This window comes from Micromonospora humidisoli (assembly GCF_016900955.1).
Lineage (GTDB): Bacteria > Actinomycetota > Actinomycetes > Mycobacteriales > Micromonosporaceae > Micromonospora > Micromonospora wenchangensis.
Genome location: NZ_JAFEUO010000007.1, coordinates 414108 through 427745, shown reverse-complemented (window position 1 = coordinate 427745; position 13638 = coordinate 414108). Strand labels below are relative to the sequence as shown.

Here is a 13638-nt window from a genome sequence, read left to right as displayed (position 1 = left end):
CTCAGTCGCCCTGGTAGCGCTGCTCGCGCCACGGGTCGCCGTAGTCGTGGTAGCCGGCGGTCTCCCAGAACCCGGGTTCGTCCTCGACGGTCAGCCGCAGGCCGCGTACCCACTTGGCGGACTTCCAGAAGTAGAGGTGCGGCACCAGCAGCCGGGCCGGGCCGCCGTGTTCGGCGGGCAGCGGTTCGCCGTCGTAGCCGTGCACCACCCACGCCTGCCCGTCGCGCAGGTCGTCCAGCGGCAGGTTGGTGGTGTAGCCGCCGTACGAGTGGGCCTGGGCGTAGTCGGCGGCGGTGTCCACGCCGTCGAGCAGCACGTCCAGCGAGACGCCCTGCCAGCTGGTGCCGAACTTCGACCACCGGGTGACGCAGTGGATGTCCACCGTGGGGGTCTCCTGGGGCAGCTCCATCAGCTCCGCCCAGGACCAGCGGACCTCGTCGCCGGTCTCGGTGGTGAGGACGAACTCCCACCGGTCCAAAGGGACCCGGGGGGTCGGCCCGGCGGACAGCACCGGGAAGTCCTCGGTCAGGTACTGCCCCGGCGGCAGGGCCGGGTCGGTCGTCCGACGGCGGCCCTGGAAGCCCGGTGACACGATGCCCACCCGTCAGTCGTACCACCTGGGAGGCGTTGGCGGGAGGGTTCCGGCGGACCGGGCCACGACCGGCGGCGGCCCCGTCGCGGGCCGCCGCCGGTCGCGTACGGTCAGTGCTTGTCGACGACCACCTCGGCGTCGCCGGGCTCCCGGTCACGGGTGGCCCGCAGGCTGGTGAGGGTGACCACGACCAGCACGCCGATGATGACCCCGAGCGAGGCCAGCGTGGGGATCTCCGGCACGCCCGGCCAGATGCCGTGCGCCCAGTGCAGGCCGAGCTTGACGCCGATGAAGGCCAGGATGATCGCCAGGCCGTAGCTGAGGTGTACCAGCCGGCTCAGCGCGGCGTGCAGCACGAAGTAGAGCGCCCGCAGCCCGAGCAGGGCGAAGGCGTTGGTGGCGAAGACCAGGTAGGGGTCCTCGGTGATGCCGTAGACGGCGGGCACCGAGTCGACCGCGAAGACGATGTCGGTGGCGAGCACCGCGACCACCACGAGGGCGAACGGGGTGAGCGCCCGTCGGCCGTGCTGCCGGATCGTCATCCGGGTGCCGTGGTACTCCTCGACCACCGGCATGAACCGGCGCAGCAGCCGCACCGACCGCATCTTGTTGATGTCCACCTCCTGCTCGTGCCCGGTGAGGGCGTCGCGCAGGAGTTTGACCGCGGTGGCGATGAGGATGACGGCGAAGATCAGGAACGCGAAGTCGAGGGTCTGCAAGGCCGCCGCGCCGAGGGCGATGAAGACCGCACGGAGCACCAGCGCGCCGGCGATGCCGTAGAGCAGCACCCGCTGGGCCAGCACGGCGGGCACCGCGAAGGCGGCCAGCAGCAGCATGAACACGAAGAGGTTGTCGACCGACAGCGACTTCTCGACCAGGTAGCCGGTCAGGTATTCGACGCCCTGCTGGGAGCCGAAGCGCCACCAGACCCACCCGCCGAACGCCAACGGCAGCGCGATGTAGAACGCCGACCAGCCCAGCGCCTCCCGGATCGACACCTCGTGCGGGCGTCGGGTGACCAGGAAGTCGAGCACCAGCAGGGCGAGCACGCCGACGATGGTCACCGCCCACAGGGTGGGGGTGCCGACCGACGACAACCCACCGGCGGCAAAGTACGACAGATCGGTCATGGAGCCTCCTCGAACACCGTGCCATGTTCGAGGTCTCCTTCACCCACGTTCGTCGTGGGCAACCACCCGAGGCGCACCCGGAGCGCGCCGTACTGACCGGAATGGTTCGTGGGAAGTACTCCCCTCGTGCCGACCAGGTTAGGCCAGGTCCGGACGACTCGCCAAGCCAGTCCCACCGTGGTTGCCCTGGTCAACCGCTGTGCGCCGCCCACCGACCCGGGCCCGACCGTGGGTCAGGCCCGGCGCGGGGCGCCCATGCCGGGGGCGAGGGCCGGCTCCACCAGGTCGCGGTAGTCGCGGGGCAGCCGGGTCACCAGATCGTCGAACTCACCACCGCTGACCGCCTCGTGCACGACGCCGAAGACCACCCGCACCCCGTCCCGGGCGGCCGGTTCGTCCAGCTCGGCCCGCCGCGCCACCCGGGCCACGAACTCGGCCGCGCCGAACTGCTCGGCCGCCTCCGTGCCGGGGCCCGGCCGCAGTGCCAGCCGCAACGGCGCGGGCAGCTGCGTCGCCAGGTCGAGCACCTCACCCCCGGTCAACCGTTCGGCGAGGGTGGCCAGCGTCGCGTGGACCAGCACCACCGCCCGCTCCGGGTCGGTACGGACCCGCCGGGCCACCTGGTCGACGAAGGTGTCGTAGTTCATGCGGGGCTCCCTTCGACATGAGGCGGCACGGTTACCCGCCGGGACGACCCGGAAACGGCACCGCCCACCGGGGTTTTCCGCCCGTGGGCGCGTGACCTGCCACCGGACGGGTAACCGCCGCCGATCGTGACCGGATCGAGGCGGCGAGGAGGCCCACCGATGGCCAGTCGGACCGAAGTCCTGCGGTACCTGTCCAGCCTGGACTACCCGGCGGCGAAGGACGCCGTGGTGCGTCAGGCCGAACGGGAGGGCGCACCACCTGACGTGCTGCGGGCGTTGCGGGCGCTGCCGCCGGTGGACTACGCCAACGACGCGGAGGTGGCCCGCTCGGCCCGGATCGATCCCGCCCCGGAGGTCGACCCCGGCCGGCGGGCACAGCAGGCGAGGGAGAAGCAGCACCAGCGGGTCGCGCAGCACCTGCGGAGCATCTGACCCCGAACAGGCGGGCGCCCCGGGTCACGAACCGCGACCTGGGGCGCACGCGTGCCTGTTCACCGGCGAACCGCCGGGTGGCCACCCGAACCGGGTGGGCATCGCTGCCACGATCATCATAGGTCACGCCATCACCCGTACGGCTGATTTCGGCGAGACTGTGGGCGAGCACACCACCGGGGCGGATCGGTCAACCGTGCAGGTCACCCCGGCGGTCCCGGGCCTTCAACCGGACGGTCGGCAGTTCCGGGGCGGGCAGCGGCGGGGCCGGGTCGTCGGTGACCCGCCCGAACCGGTCCCGACCGGCCATCCAGTCCGCCCGGGCGGTGGCCACCTCCTCGTGCGAGCGGCCGACGAAGTTCCACCACATGACCAGGGGCTCGTCGAACGGCTCACCGCCGAGCAGCATCAGCCGGCTGCCCGGCTCGGCGGTCAGCTCCAGCCGGTCCCGCCCGGTGCCGAGGTAGAGCAGCGCGCCGGGCTCCAGCGACACGCCGTCCACCCGGGCCCGGCCGGACATCGCCAGCAGGGCGTACTCGAAGCGGGGCCGCAGGCGCGGCGTCGCCGGGGCCGGGCCGTGCGCCGCCAGTTGCACGCCGAGCAGCGGGGTGTGCACCACCGCCGGGGACGCCTCGCCCGCCAGCTCGCCGACGAGCAGGGTGTGCTCCCAGTCGCCGGAGCGCCAGCGGGGCAGATCGGCGTGGTGGGCGAAGCCGGCGGCACCGGCGCGCGCCGGGTCGGGCAGCGCCACCCACAGCTGCACCCCGTGCATCAGCGGCGGATGGCTGACCGGGGACCGCTCGGAGTGGGCGATGCCGTGCCCGGAGGTCATCACGTTGAGCTGGCCGGGACGGATCGGCTGGACGTTGCCGAGGCTGTCGCGGTGCACGATCTCCCCGTCGAGCAGCCAGGTCACCGTCTGCAACCCGGTGTGCGGGTGCGGCGGCACCTCCATGCCGGGCCGCTGCGCCACGTCGTCCGGGCCGAAATGGTCGACGAAGCACCACGCCCCGACCATCCGGCGGGCCCGCTGCGGCAACAGCCGGCGCACGGTGGTGTACCGGCCCAGCGGCACGTCGTGGCCGGGCAGCAGCACGCTGCCCGGGTCCTCGGCGGCGACGCCGGGTGGTCGGGTCTGTGCCGGCAACGATTCGGTACGGTCCACCGCCCGACTCTATGCCGGCCGGCCCGCTACGGCTCCGGTCCCGGCCGGTTCAGTCCTCGACGACGGTGACGGTGTTCGCCCCGGCCACCAGGTCGAGGTAGAGCCGGTCGGGCGACCGGTCCCAGTTCGGCGAGCCGACCGTAGCGCCCCGGGCCAACCCGTCGCGCCGGTCGCCGTACCAGACGACGCTGCCCGCGCCGGAAGCGGCGCGGACCCGGACCGGGGGGCCGTCGGGCACGTGGACGACGAACTGGTTGACGCCGCCGGTCATCCGGACGGTGCGGGTGCCCGTGGTCGGCGGCAGCCGCAGGTCGATGCGGGCCGCGCCGCCGATCAACTCCACCCCGGACAGCCGCGCGCCGGTGAGGTCGAGGACGTGGTCGCTGACCCCGCCGACCAGCCGCAACCGCCAGGTCAGCCGCGCGTTGAGCGTCACGTCGACGACGCCCCGGCCGGGCCGGTCCTTGCGGGTCACCCGCAGCTGCACCCGCTCACCCGCGACCTGGGGCCGGGGGGTGAGTCCGGCGTCGGCCGGGCTGCTGATCCGGTACAGGTCGGCACCGAGGTCGTCGGTGCGCAGCCGGAACGAGGTCACCCCGTCCACCAGCTCGAAGGTGGCCCGGCGCAGCCCGTCGACCGGCGCGGTCAGGGTCCGCCCGTCGGCCTCGGCGGCGCCCGCGCCGCCGGGGTCGGCGCTCACCGACGCCGGGGGTGCGGCGGCGCGGTCCCCGGAGGAGACGATCCCCAGCCGGTCGGGGTTCGCCATGGTCACCACCACCGCGATCGCACCGAGCGCGACCACCAGCACCGCGGCGGCGGCCAGCAGCCGCGCGCTGCGGGGCCAGGGTGAGCGGTAAGCCGGTTCCGCCGTCACCCCGACCGGTTCCCCGGTCACCTCGATCACCGGCTCGAAGACCGGTCGCTGCTCCCCTGTCGTCGGACGGTGCTCCTGCCCCGGCTCCGCCATCGTGCCTCCCCTGTCCCGGTCCCCGCACAGCAGTACGGCCCGGCCGCCGCAACGGATCATTCCGGGCGCGGTCGGTGTGCCCGGTCGCCGCGCCGGTCAGTCGGTGTCGCGGCCCCAGAGTCCGCCCCGGTAGACGGTCCCCCGGTAGGGCGTGCCGTCGGCGACGTCCGGCTGCCCCGCGACGTCACCCCCGGGCGCGGCATCGGCGGCCGGGCGGGCGTTGGCGGACCGGGCGTCGGCGGCCGGGGCGTCGGCGCGCGCGGCCCGCGCCCGGCGGACCCGGGTCACCACGAACCAGCAGGCGGCGGCGACGCAGACCACGATGACGACCTTCTGGAACGACCCGACGTACTCCTCGACGACGTGCCAGTTGTCGCCGAGCAGGAACCCGGCCATCACGAAGGTGGTGTTCCAGATCAGGCTGCCCAGCGTGGTGTAGAGCAGGAACGTCATGATCGGCATCCGCTCCACCCCCGCCGGGATGGAGATCAGGCTGCGGAAGATCGGGATCATCCGGCCGAAGAACACCGCCTTGACCCCGTGCTTGAGGAACCACGCCTCGGTACGGTCCACGTCGCTCAGCTTCACCAGCGGCAGGCGGGCCGCGATCGCCCGCATCCGGTCCCGGCCCAGCGCGGCGCCGATGCCGTAGAGCACCCACGCGCCGACCACCGACCCGAGGGTCGTCCAGAGGATCGCCGACACCAGGCTGATCCGCCCCTGGGCGGCGGCGAAGCCGGCCAGCGGCAGGATCACCTCGCTGGGGATCGGCGGGAAGAGGTTCTCCAGCGCCACCGCCAGCCCCGCGCCGGGCCCGCCGAGCCGCTCCACCAGACCGGTGACGAACCCCACCGGCCCGTCCGAGGGGGGCTCGGCGGCGGAGACGACCGTACGGGGGCTGAGCGCCAGGGAGCGTGGGATCATCCGACAAAGTTACGAGCCGGTCGACGAATCGACCACGCGTACCGACGACACCGCACCGGTACGCTGGGCCGGTGCCGGGACGACTGACCGAACTGTGGCGGTATCCGGTCAAGTCGATGCTGGGGGAAGCAATGTCCGACGCCACGGTGGACGGTCGCGGGGTGGCCGGCGACCGTCGGCTCGCCGTGCTCGACCACGACACCGGGCGGGTGGGCAGCGCGAAGCGGCCCCGACGCTGGTCGGCCCTGCTCGGCGTCCGCGCGACAGGCGACGCCCCCGACCGGGCACGCCTCACCTTCCCCGACGGCACCGTCCTGGACCATCCCGACGCCGGCCTGGACGCCGCCCTGTCCCGGCTGCTCGGCCGGGATGTCACGCTCACCGACGCGGTGCCCGCCGACGCCCTGCTGGACCGGGCCGACCCGGACGCGGTGCTGGCCGAGGGGGTGGACGCGGACGTGCCGGTGACCGGCAACCCGCTCGGTGGCGTCGCCCCGCCGGGCAGCCTGGTCGACTTCGCGCCGGTGCACCTGGTCACCACGGCCAGCCTGGACGCGCTCGACCTGCTCCGGGAGGCGGTGCCGCGCTACCGGCCCAACCTGGTCGTCGCGACCGAAGCCCGGGGGTTCGTGGAGAACGACTGGGTGGGCCGGGAACTGCGGATCGGCCCGGAGGTGGTGCTGCGGGTGCTCGCGCCGACGCCCCGCTGCGCGGTGCCCACCCTGGCCCACGGCCCGCTCCCCCGTGCCCCGCAGGCACTGCGGCAGCCGGCGCGACGCAACCGGGTGGTCCCGCTGCCGGGTCTGGGGCCGCAGCCCTGCGTGGGGGCGTACGCGGTGGTGCTACGGGGCGGCCGGGTGGCCGTCGGGGACCGGGTCGAGCCGGCCTGACCGCACGGACGGGTGCCCGGCCGCACGGACGGCCGGCTTCCGGTCATGGCTTGCGGCCGACCGCGCCGTACACGCTGACCTCCTCGACCGTCGGCCGGGGCTGCGGTTCGTCCTCGGCCCACCACTCGGCCACCGAGACGAGGCCGGGCGCGACCAGGTCGAGGCCGTCGAAGAAGCGGGCGAACTCGTCCCGGCTGCGCAGGTTGATCATCCCGGGCGGGTTGCCGCTCCGGTTGCCCGCCCGGGCCTGCTCGGCCACGGCGGGTGGCAGGTGGTCGTAGGTGGCGTGCGAGGCGGCCAGGTAGCTGCCCGACGGCAGCGCCGCGAGCAACCGGCCGACCACCCCGTACGGGTCCTCGGTCTCGGTCACGAAGTGCAGGATGGCCACCAGCATCAGGGCGACCGGCTGGTCCAGGTCGAGGGTGCGGCGCAGTTCGGGGTGGTGCAGGATCTTCTCGGGCTCGCGCAGGTCGGCGTCGATGTAGGCGGTGGCCCCCTCGGCCGAGCTGGTCAGCAGCGCCCGCGCGTGGGCCAGCACGATCGGGTCGTTGTCGACGTAGACCACCCGGGCCTGCGGAATGATCGCCTGGGCCACGTCGTGGGTGTTGTTGGCCGTGGGGATGCCGGTGCCGATGTCCAGGAACTGCCGTACGCCTGCCTCGCGGGCCAGGTGGGCGACGGCGCGTTGCAGGAACCGGCGGTTCTCCAGGGCGGCGGTACGCACGGTCGGGAAGGCCGCGGCCATCGCGTCGCCGGAGTCCCGGTCGGCCTGGAAGTTGTCCTTGCCACCCAGCCAGTAGTTGTAGCGGCGGGCCGGATGGGCGACCGAGGTGTCGATCCGGTCGCTGGGGTGCTGGGCGGCGCCCGTCGGGGCATCGGCGGTCACAGGGTCCTCCATGACTCCGCGCCATCCGATCGTCGATGGCGTCCGTCCACTGTCTCCGGTCGATCATCGTAGAGGCCGCCCTGACGGGGCCGGCGACCCGGTGCGGCAGTCACTGCGGGTACAGCTCGTCACGCAACCGGGTGAGCACCTCGGGCGTACGTTCCGGCGGGGTCGCCTCGACGCAGAGCCGCTCCATCGCGGCGGCGTAGTAGTCCAGGTCCTCCCGCTTGTCGAGGTAGAGGGCGCTGGTCAACTGCTCGATGTAGACGATGTCGGGCAGGTCGTCGTCGCCGAAGCGCAGGATGGTGAAGGCCCCACCGGCGGCGGCGTGGCCGCCGGCGTCGAACGGGATGATCTGGAGTCGGATGTGCGACGAGCGGGTCGCCTCGATCAGCGCGGTCAACTGCCCGCGCATCACCTCCGGGCCGCCGATCGGTCGGCGCAGGACGGCCTCGTCGACCACCGCCCACAGCTGCGGCGGGTCTGTGCGGTGCAGCACCTGCTGGCGTTGGATACGCAGCTCCACCCGCCGGTCGACCTCGTCGACCGCGGCCCCCCCGGTGGCCGAGCAGGACCACCGAGCGGGCGTACTCCGGGGTCTGGAGCAGGCCGGGGACGAACTGCACCTCGTAGCTGCGGATCAGCGCGGCGGCGGCCTCCAGGCCCAGGTAGGACTGGAACCAGGCGGGCAGGACGTCGCCGTAGCGGTGCCACCAACCGGGGCTGTTGGCGTCGCGGGCCAGCTTGAGCAGTGCCTCGCGTTCCTGCACGGCGGTCACCCCGTAGAAGGTGAGCAGGTCGGCGACGTCGCGTTCCTTGAAGCCGACCCGGCCCAGCTCCATCCGGCTGATCTTCGACTCCGAGGAGCGGATCTCCCAGCCTGCGCCCTCCCGCGTGACACCCTTGGCCTCCCGCAGCCGGCGCAACTGCGCGCCGAGCAGCATCCGCAACACCGTGGGGCCGGTGGCCGGTCCCCCCTCGGCGGCAACCATCGTCACGTGCCCCGCCCCTCCGCGCATGCCCTTACACCCGATCACGGTCCCTGGCCCCCGCCCGACCGACGAGTAAGCATGCCATGAACCGACGGTGAGGTGAACATCCTCCGGACGGATACGGTCCCGTGGGCGGGACCGTCGGGCCTCAGTCGATCAGATGGTCGAAGTCACCGTCGCGGGCGCCGAGGACGAACGCCGTTATCTCGTCCACCGTGTAGATCAGGGCGGGCCCCTCGGGGTGGCGCGAGTTGCGCACGGCGATGCCGGCTCCGCCGGGCAGTTCGGCCAACTCGACGCAGTTGCCGCTGGGGTTGCTGCGCCGGCTCTTCTCCCACCTCAGCGGGGGCAGCTGGGTGGTGGGGACGCCGTTCTCAGGCTGCTGCATGGGTGTCTTTCTGTCGGGGTGCGGAACCACTGTCGCGAGGGGACGTTGCGGTGTCGAAGGGGCGCTGCGACATCAGATCCGGCCGTGCTGCACGTGCATCTGCTATTGCATCTGCTTCGGACAGCGAGCATGATAGCGCACATGGACGGGTACTTATCCGTTCACTTTGGGTTACCAGACTCAGGGCTTCACCTGGGCAAACGACGACCCGGCGGGGCACGACGGCCGCCGCCGCGCGGGTCGTGCGCCGACATGCGAGGGAGGACCCGTGCCGGATCCGTTGACCGTCGCGTCCGGCGTTTCCGCAGCCGGAGCCCTGGTCTCGGTGTGGCAGCTACGCCGCCGGGCCCTACAGGCCGAGGCGGAACTGGAGCACCTGCAGGCCGAGCTGGCCGCGGAACGGCACGCCGCCAGCCACGACCCGCTCACCGGGCTACCCAACCGGCGGGCCTTCTACCGGCTGGCCGCCGCGCTGCTCACCGACGCCGGCGGGCAGCCCCTCATCGCGGTGGTCCTCGACCTCAACGACTTCAAGCAGGTCAACGACAGCTACGGGCACGCCGCCGGCGACCAGGTGCTGATCAGCGTCGCCCAGCGGCTGGCCGCCTTCGCCGGTGACAACCTGGTCGCCCGGCTCGGCGGCGACGAGTTCGCCGGCCTGCTGGCCAGCCCCTCGGTCGACCGGCGCTGGATCGACCACGCCACCCGGCGGCTCTGCGAGGCCATGGCCGCACCCATCCCGCTGGGCCCGTGCAGCGTCCGGGTCACCGCCTCGGTCGGGCTCGCCCCGGTCACCGGCCCCACCCAGCTCGCCGACGCGCTCTGCCAGGCCGACGCCGCGATGTACCGGGCGAAGGGCGTCACCAGCCGGCAGTCACCCCGGCAACTGCTCGACGTCGCCCGCCTCGCCGAGTGCTGAGCCGCCCGGCCGAGGCGGCACCGCGCCACGACGTGACGGCATGACGGGACGGGTCAGCGCCAGCCGTAGCCGGCCCGCAGCGCCTGCCCGACCCGGTCGAAACGCCCCCGGTCCAGCACCGCGCCCTCGCGGCGGATGCCGTCCTCGCGCATGGTGAGCACCCGGTCCAGCCGTACCCAGCTCGGGCGGGCCTCCCGGTCCCACTCCCCCGGGCCCAGCGCCAGCCAGTGCCGCTGGCCGTCCCGCTCGCTCTGGCTGGACAGCATCAACCCGAACAGGGTGCGGCTGGACCGGCCGACCACCAGCACCGGACGGTCCTTGCCCTGCTTCGGGTCGTCCTCGTAGGGCACCCAGGTCCAGACGATCTCCCCCGGGTCGGCCTGTCCGTCCGGCTCCGGGGCGTACGACAGCTCCCGCCGTTGCAGGGCGCTGACCTGACGCCGCCGGGCCAGCTGCGCCGGGATCGGACCTGGGGTGGCGCGCTGCGCGCCGGTCACCCGGCTCAACCGGGACGCCACGTTCCTCAACAGACCTGCCACGGCGGGCAGCCTACCGCCAGCCGGGCCGGATCACCCGTCGAGGCCGTCCGCCCGGCGCAGCAGCACCGCCCGTTCCCGCACGTTGCGGCACAGCCTGGCGGCGAACTCCAACTCGGCCCGCGCCTCGGCGGTCCGGCCGAGCCGGGCGAGCAGCTCACCCCGGACGCCGGGCAGCAGGTGCGACCCGGCGAGACGACCGGTGGCGGCGACCTCGTCCACCACGGCCAGCGCCGGCTGCGGCCCGTCGGCCATCGCCACGGCCACCGCCCGGTTCAGCTCGACCACCGGCGACGGCGCCACCCGGCCCAACGCCTCGTAGAGCAGCACCACCCGGGCCCAGTCGGTGCGCTCCACCGAGGGGGCGGCGGCGTGGCAGGCGGCGATCGACGCCTGCAACCCGTACGGCCCGAGGCCACGCCCCGACGCCACGGCCCGGCGCAGCGCGGCCGTCCCCCGACGGATCGCCGACCGGTCCCACCGCCGCCGGTCCTGGTCCGCCAGCAGCACCGCCTCGCCGTCGGCGTCGACCCGGGCCGGGAACCGGGCGGCGGTCAGCTCACACAGGGCGAGCAGGCCGTGCACCTCCGGCTCGCCGGGCAGCAGCGCGGCCAACATCCGGCACAGCCGGATGGCCTCGTACGCCAGGTCGGGGCGGAGCAGGTCGTCACCGGTCGTCGCCGTCGACCCCTCGGTGAAGATCACGTAGAGCACGCCCAGGACCGCGCCGAGGCGTTCCCGCCGCTGCGGTGGCTCCGGCAGCGCGAACGGCACCCGCGCGGCGGCGATCGCCTTCTTGGCCCGGGTGATCCGCGCCTGCACGGTGGGCACCGGCACCAGCAGCGCCCGCGCGATCTCCTCGCTGGACAGGCCGCCGACCACCCGCAGTGTCAACGCCAGCCGGGCCGGCGGCGCGAGCACCGGATGGCAGGCCACGAACATCAGCGCCAGCACGTCGTCGTCGACCCGGTCCGGGTCCCACGGCAGCTCCCCGGCCCCGGACACCGGACCGGCGAGCTGGCCGGCGAGCACCGCGTACCGGTCGTCGAGCGCGGCCCGACGGCGGAACGCGTCGACCGCACGCCGCCGGGCGGTGGTGAGCAGCCACCCCACCGGGTTCGCCGGCACCCCGTCACGCGCCCAACCGACCAGGGCCTGCGCCACCGCCTCCTGGGCGACGTCCTCTGCGAGCGCGAAGTCGCCGGTGTACCGGGCCAGCGCGCCGACGATCCGGGCCGACTCGATACGCCAGAGCGCCTCGACGGCCCGCCGGGCCGACTCGGCACCCGGCGGGTCGTCGGTGGGCACCGTGCTCAGAGCTGGCCGGTCCGCTCGCGCCACGCCCGCTCCCGGACGATGAACTCGTTGTCCTGCGGGAACTCGTCGATACCGGGGACCCGGCGCACCTCGCACTTGCTGCCGGGCAGCGCCGGCATCCGGCGGGCCCACTCGACGGCCTCGTCCTTGGACGCCACATCGAGCAGGTAGAAGCCGCCGAACAGCTCCTTCGTCTCGCCGTACGGGCCGTCGGTGACGACCGGGGTCTCCCCGCTGTAGTCGACCACCACGCCCTGCGCCGGGTCCTCCAGGCCCTCGGCGGCGACCAGTACGCCCGCGCGGATCAACTCGTCGTTGAACCGCCCCATCGTCTCCAGCATCTCCTCGAAGGGGATCTTCATCATCGCCGCCAGGGAATCGTCGGTGTTCCGCATGATCAGCATGTACTTGGCCATCGTCGCTCCTCGCTACCGGGTCGCCGTTCGACCCTCTCACCCCCAGGTCGAACGGGCACCCGGCCGGATCGACACGACCACCCGACGACTTTTTCTCAGCCGGGCCGGCGGGCCAGCACCAGCGTGGTCCGCAGGTCGAGGGTGACCGTGCCGCCGAAACCGTCGACCGCACCGCCGATCGCCTCGACGACCCGCTCCCGCAACCGCGGTGGCCGGCGCAACTGCGGCGAGAAGGTGCCGACCAGCCGCTGGTACTGCGCCGTGGTCAGTGGCACCGCCCGGCGCAACGCCACCGACCGGACGTCGGTGAACAGCCCGCTGTCGGTGATGTCGGCGTGGAACCAGTCCTCCGGCCGGTCGTGGTGCGGCACCGGGTCCACCGACTCGAACGCTGCCCGGATCGCCGCCGACTGGGCCGGGTCGACGTAGTCGTAGCGGTGGGCGAAGACGGCCAGGGTGCCGCCGGGGGTCAGCGCGTCGTGGGCCCGCCGGTTGCGGGTGCCCGGGTCGAGCCAGTGCCAGGCCAACGCGCAGGCCAGCAGGGGCACCCCGGCCGGGGGCGGCGACCACTGCTCGAACCGGGCGAGGACCACCTCGACGTCGGGGAACCGGGCGGACAGCACCGCCGCCATCCGCGGGTCCGGCTCGACGCAGGTCACCCGCGCCGGGTGGGCCGGTGCGTCCGGGGCGACCAGGTCGCGCAGCAGCGCGGTGGCCAGGCCGGTGCCCGCGCCGACCTCGACCAGCCGGGACGGGGGTTCGCCGTGATAGGCGAGGATGGTCGGGGCGAGGGCGGCCGGATAGCCCGGCCGGATCTCGTCGTAGTCGTCCGCCACCGCACCGAAGAGCTCCACCATGATCGCCATCGTCGCACCGCCGCCGCCCGGCCGGTGCCCCGTCGAGGGAGGCCCATGACCGAACTGCCCCGGGACCTGCCGGTGGTCGAACGCACCGCCGTCCGGCTGGTGGTGCGCGACCGGGACGGCCTGATCCTGCTGTTCCACACCCGTGACCCGGAACATCCCCGGCTGGGCACCTGGTGGGAGCTGCCCGGCGGGGGCGTCGACCCCGGTGAGACGTACCCGCAGACGGCTCTGCGGGAGCTGCGGGAGGAGACCGGCTTCGTGGTCACCGCCGCGCAGCTCGGCCCGCCGACCTGGCGACGGCGGGCCAGCTTCATCCACCGCCGGTTGCGCCACGTCCAGGACGAGGTGGTGCTGACCGTACGCCTCGACGCCGCCGCGCCGGACGTCGACGGCGCGGACCGGCTCGACTACGAGGTGGAGGACTACTTCGGGTTCCGCTGGTGGCCGGTCGAGGAGATCGTGACCAGCACCGCCCGGTTCTACCCGGGTCGACTGCCCGCCCTGCTCACCGCGTTCCTGGCCGGCGAACGGATCGACGAACCGTTCGAACTCTGGTCCTGACCGGGGTGCC

General features: G+C 73.7%; 16 protein-coding genes and 1 pseudogene. 4 read left to right on the top strand and 13 right to left on the bottom strand.

The window, feature by feature from the left end; genetic code table 11:
• Position 1: 1 nt before the first annotated feature.
• The 3 genes from JQN84_RS25590 to JQN84_RS25580 form a co-directional block, all read right to left on the bottom strand.
• Positions 2-592 (bottom strand): sulfite oxidase-like oxidoreductase, encoded by a 591-nt coding sequence (locus JQN84_RS25590; RefSeq protein ID WP_204961156.1) that lies wholly within the window; start codon positions 590-592, stop codon positions 2-4.
• Between the two features lie 110 nt (positions 593-702).
• Entirely contained in the window at positions 703-1722 is a 1020-nt protein-coding gene (locus JQN84_RS25585; RefSeq protein WP_204961101.1) for a TerC/Alx family metal homeostasis membrane protein, read from the bottom strand.
• 233 nt (positions 1723-1955) lie between these two features.
• On the bottom strand, positions 1956-2369 hold the full coding sequence (locus JQN84_RS25580; protein WP_204961100.1) for a DUF2267 domain-containing protein: 414 nt from the start codon (positions 2367-2369) through the stop codon (positions 1956-1958).
• A 159-nt stretch (positions 2370-2528) separates the two neighbouring features.
• On the opposite strand from JQN84_RS25580, the gene JQN84_RS25575 reads away from it, so the two are divergent.
• Positions 2529-2801 carry a DUF2795 domain-containing protein gene (locus JQN84_RS25575; RefSeq protein WP_204961099.1) on the top strand — a complete coding sequence of 91 codons (273 nt, stop codon included), beginning with the start codon at positions 2529-2531 and terminating at the stop codon, positions 2799-2801.
• Between the two features lie 190 nt (positions 2802-2991).
• Here the strand turns inward: JQN84_RS25575 and JQN84_RS25570 are convergent, their stop codons facing one another.
• The 3 genes from JQN84_RS25570 to JQN84_RS25560 all read right to left on the bottom strand — a co-directional run bounded on the left by JQN84_RS25570 (position 2992) and on the right by JQN84_RS25560 (position 5857).
• Positions 2992-3966 carry a pirin family protein gene (locus tag JQN84_RS25570; RefSeq protein WP_204961098.1) on the bottom strand — a complete coding sequence of 325 codons (975 nt, stop codon included), beginning with the start codon at positions 3964-3966 and terminating at the stop codon, positions 2992-2994.
• 49 nt (positions 3967-4015) lie between these two features.
• On the bottom strand, positions 4016-4933 hold the full coding sequence (locus JQN84_RS25565) for a cell wall-active antibiotics response protein (protein WP_239486104.1): 918 nt from the start codon (positions 4931-4933) through the stop codon (positions 4016-4018).
• A gap of 96 nt (positions 4934-5029) precedes the next feature.
• On the bottom strand, positions 5030-5857 hold the full coding sequence (locus JQN84_RS25560; RefSeq protein ID WP_204961097.1) for a DedA family protein: 828 nt from the start codon (positions 5855-5857) through the stop codon (positions 5030-5032).
• Positions 5858-5928: 71 nt separating this feature from the next.
• Between JQN84_RS25560 and JQN84_RS25555 the strand changes: the two genes are divergently transcribed.
• Positions 5929-6747, top strand: a complete 819-nt coding sequence (locus tag JQN84_RS25555) for an MOSC domain-containing protein (protein WP_307821430.1) — start codon at positions 5929-5931, stop codon at positions 6745-6747.
• Between the two features lie 43 nt (positions 6748-6790).
• Here the strand turns inward: JQN84_RS25555 and JQN84_RS25550 are convergent, their stop codons facing one another.
• The 3 genes and pseudogenes from JQN84_RS25550 to JQN84_RS25540 form a co-directional block, all read right to left on the bottom strand.
• Positions 6791-7645 carry an SAM-dependent methyltransferase gene (locus JQN84_RS25550; RefSeq protein ID WP_204961096.1) on the bottom strand — a complete coding sequence of 285 codons (855 nt, stop codon included), beginning with the start codon at positions 7643-7645 and terminating at the stop codon, positions 6791-6793.
• Between the two features lie 97 nt (positions 7646-7742).
• A pseudogene (locus JQN84_RS25545) lies at positions 7743-8577 on the bottom strand (Sco1979 family transcriptional regulator).
• Positions 8578-8773: 196 nt separating this feature from the next.
• Entirely contained in the window at positions 8774-9013 is a 240-nt protein-coding gene (locus JQN84_RS25540; RefSeq protein ID WP_204961095.1) for a DUF397 domain-containing protein, read from the bottom strand.
• Positions 9014-9281: 268 nt separating this feature from the next.
• Here JQN84_RS25540 and JQN84_RS25535 point away from each other — a divergent pair, with 268 nt between their 5' ends.
• On the top strand, positions 9282-9932 hold the full coding sequence (locus JQN84_RS25535; protein ID WP_204961094.1) for a GGDEF domain-containing protein: 651 nt from the start codon (positions 9282-9284) through the stop codon (positions 9930-9932).
• A 53-nt stretch (positions 9933-9985) separates the two neighbouring features.
• Here JQN84_RS25535 and JQN84_RS25530 read toward each other — a convergent pair whose 3' ends face one another.
• From JQN84_RS25530 to JQN84_RS25515, 4 genes are all read right to left on the bottom strand, one after another.
• Positions 9986-10471, bottom strand: coding sequence for a type II toxin-antitoxin system PemK/MazF family toxin (locus JQN84_RS25530; RefSeq protein WP_204961093.1), 486 nt, complete (start codon positions 10469-10471; stop codon positions 9986-9988).
• Positions 10472-10501: 30 nt separating this feature from the next.
• On the bottom strand, positions 10502-11776 hold the full coding sequence (locus JQN84_RS25525; RefSeq protein ID WP_204961153.1) for an RNA polymerase sigma factor: 1275 nt from the start codon (positions 11774-11776) through the stop codon (positions 10502-10504).
• Positions 11777-11781: 5 nt separating this feature from the next.
• Positions 11782-12201: a YciI family protein gene (locus tag JQN84_RS25520; protein ID WP_204961092.1), complete on the bottom strand. Its 420-nt coding sequence runs from the start codon at positions 12199-12201 to the stop codon at positions 11782-11784.
• 95 nt (positions 12202-12296) lie between these two features.
• The gene (locus JQN84_RS25515) at positions 12297-13058 is read right to left on the bottom strand and encodes a class I SAM-dependent methyltransferase (protein WP_204961091.1); all 762 of its coding nucleotides are present in this window, start codon (positions 13056-13058) and stop codon (positions 12297-12299) included.
• A gap of 54 nt (positions 13059-13112) precedes the next feature.
• On the opposite strand from JQN84_RS25515, the gene JQN84_RS25510 reads away from it, so the two are divergent.
• On the top strand, positions 13113-13628 hold the full coding sequence (locus JQN84_RS25510) for an NUDIX hydrolase (protein WP_204961090.1): 516 nt from the start codon (positions 13113-13115) through the stop codon (positions 13626-13628).
• Positions 13629-13638: the final 10 nt, after the last annotated feature.

Coding starts and splice junctions, on each gene's coding strand:
- JQN84_RS25585 (WP_204961101.1), bottom strand. CDS start 1,722: ATGACCGATCTGTCGTACTTTGCCGCCGGTGGGTTGTCGTCGGTCGGC.
- JQN84_RS25580 (WP_204961100.1), bottom strand. CDS start 2,369: ATGAACTACGACACCTTCGTCGACCAGGTGGCCCGGCGGGTCCGTACC.
- JQN84_RS25575 (WP_204961099.1), top strand. CDS start 2,529: ATGGCCAGTCGGACCGAAGTCCTGCGGTACCTGTCCAGCCTGGACTAC.
- JQN84_RS25565 (WP_239486104.1), bottom strand. CDS start 4,933: ATGGCGGAGCCGGGGCAGGAGCACCGTCCGACGACAGGGGAGCAGCGA.
- JQN84_RS25560 (WP_204961097.1), bottom strand. CDS start 5,857: ATGATCCCACGCTCCCTGGCGCTCAGCCCCCGTACGGTCGTCTCCGCC.
- JQN84_RS25550 (WP_204961096.1), bottom strand. CDS start 7,645: ATGGAGGACCCTGTGACCGCCGATGCCCCGACGGGCGCCGCCCAGCAC.
- JQN84_RS25540 (WP_204961095.1), bottom strand. CDS start 9,013: ATGCAGCAGCCTGAGAACGGCGTCCCCACCACCCAGCTGCCCCCGCTG.
- JQN84_RS25520 (WP_204961092.1), bottom strand. CDS start 12,201: ATGGCCAAGTACATGCTGATCATGCGGAACACCGACGATTCCCTGGCG.
- JQN84_RS25515 (WP_204961091.1), bottom strand. CDS start 13,058: ATGGTGGAGCTCTTCGGTGCGGTGGCGGACGACTACGACGAGATCCGG.
- JQN84_RS25510 (WP_204961090.1), top strand. CDS start 13,113: ATGACCGAACTGCCCCGGGACCTGCCGGTGGTCGAACGCACCGCCGTC.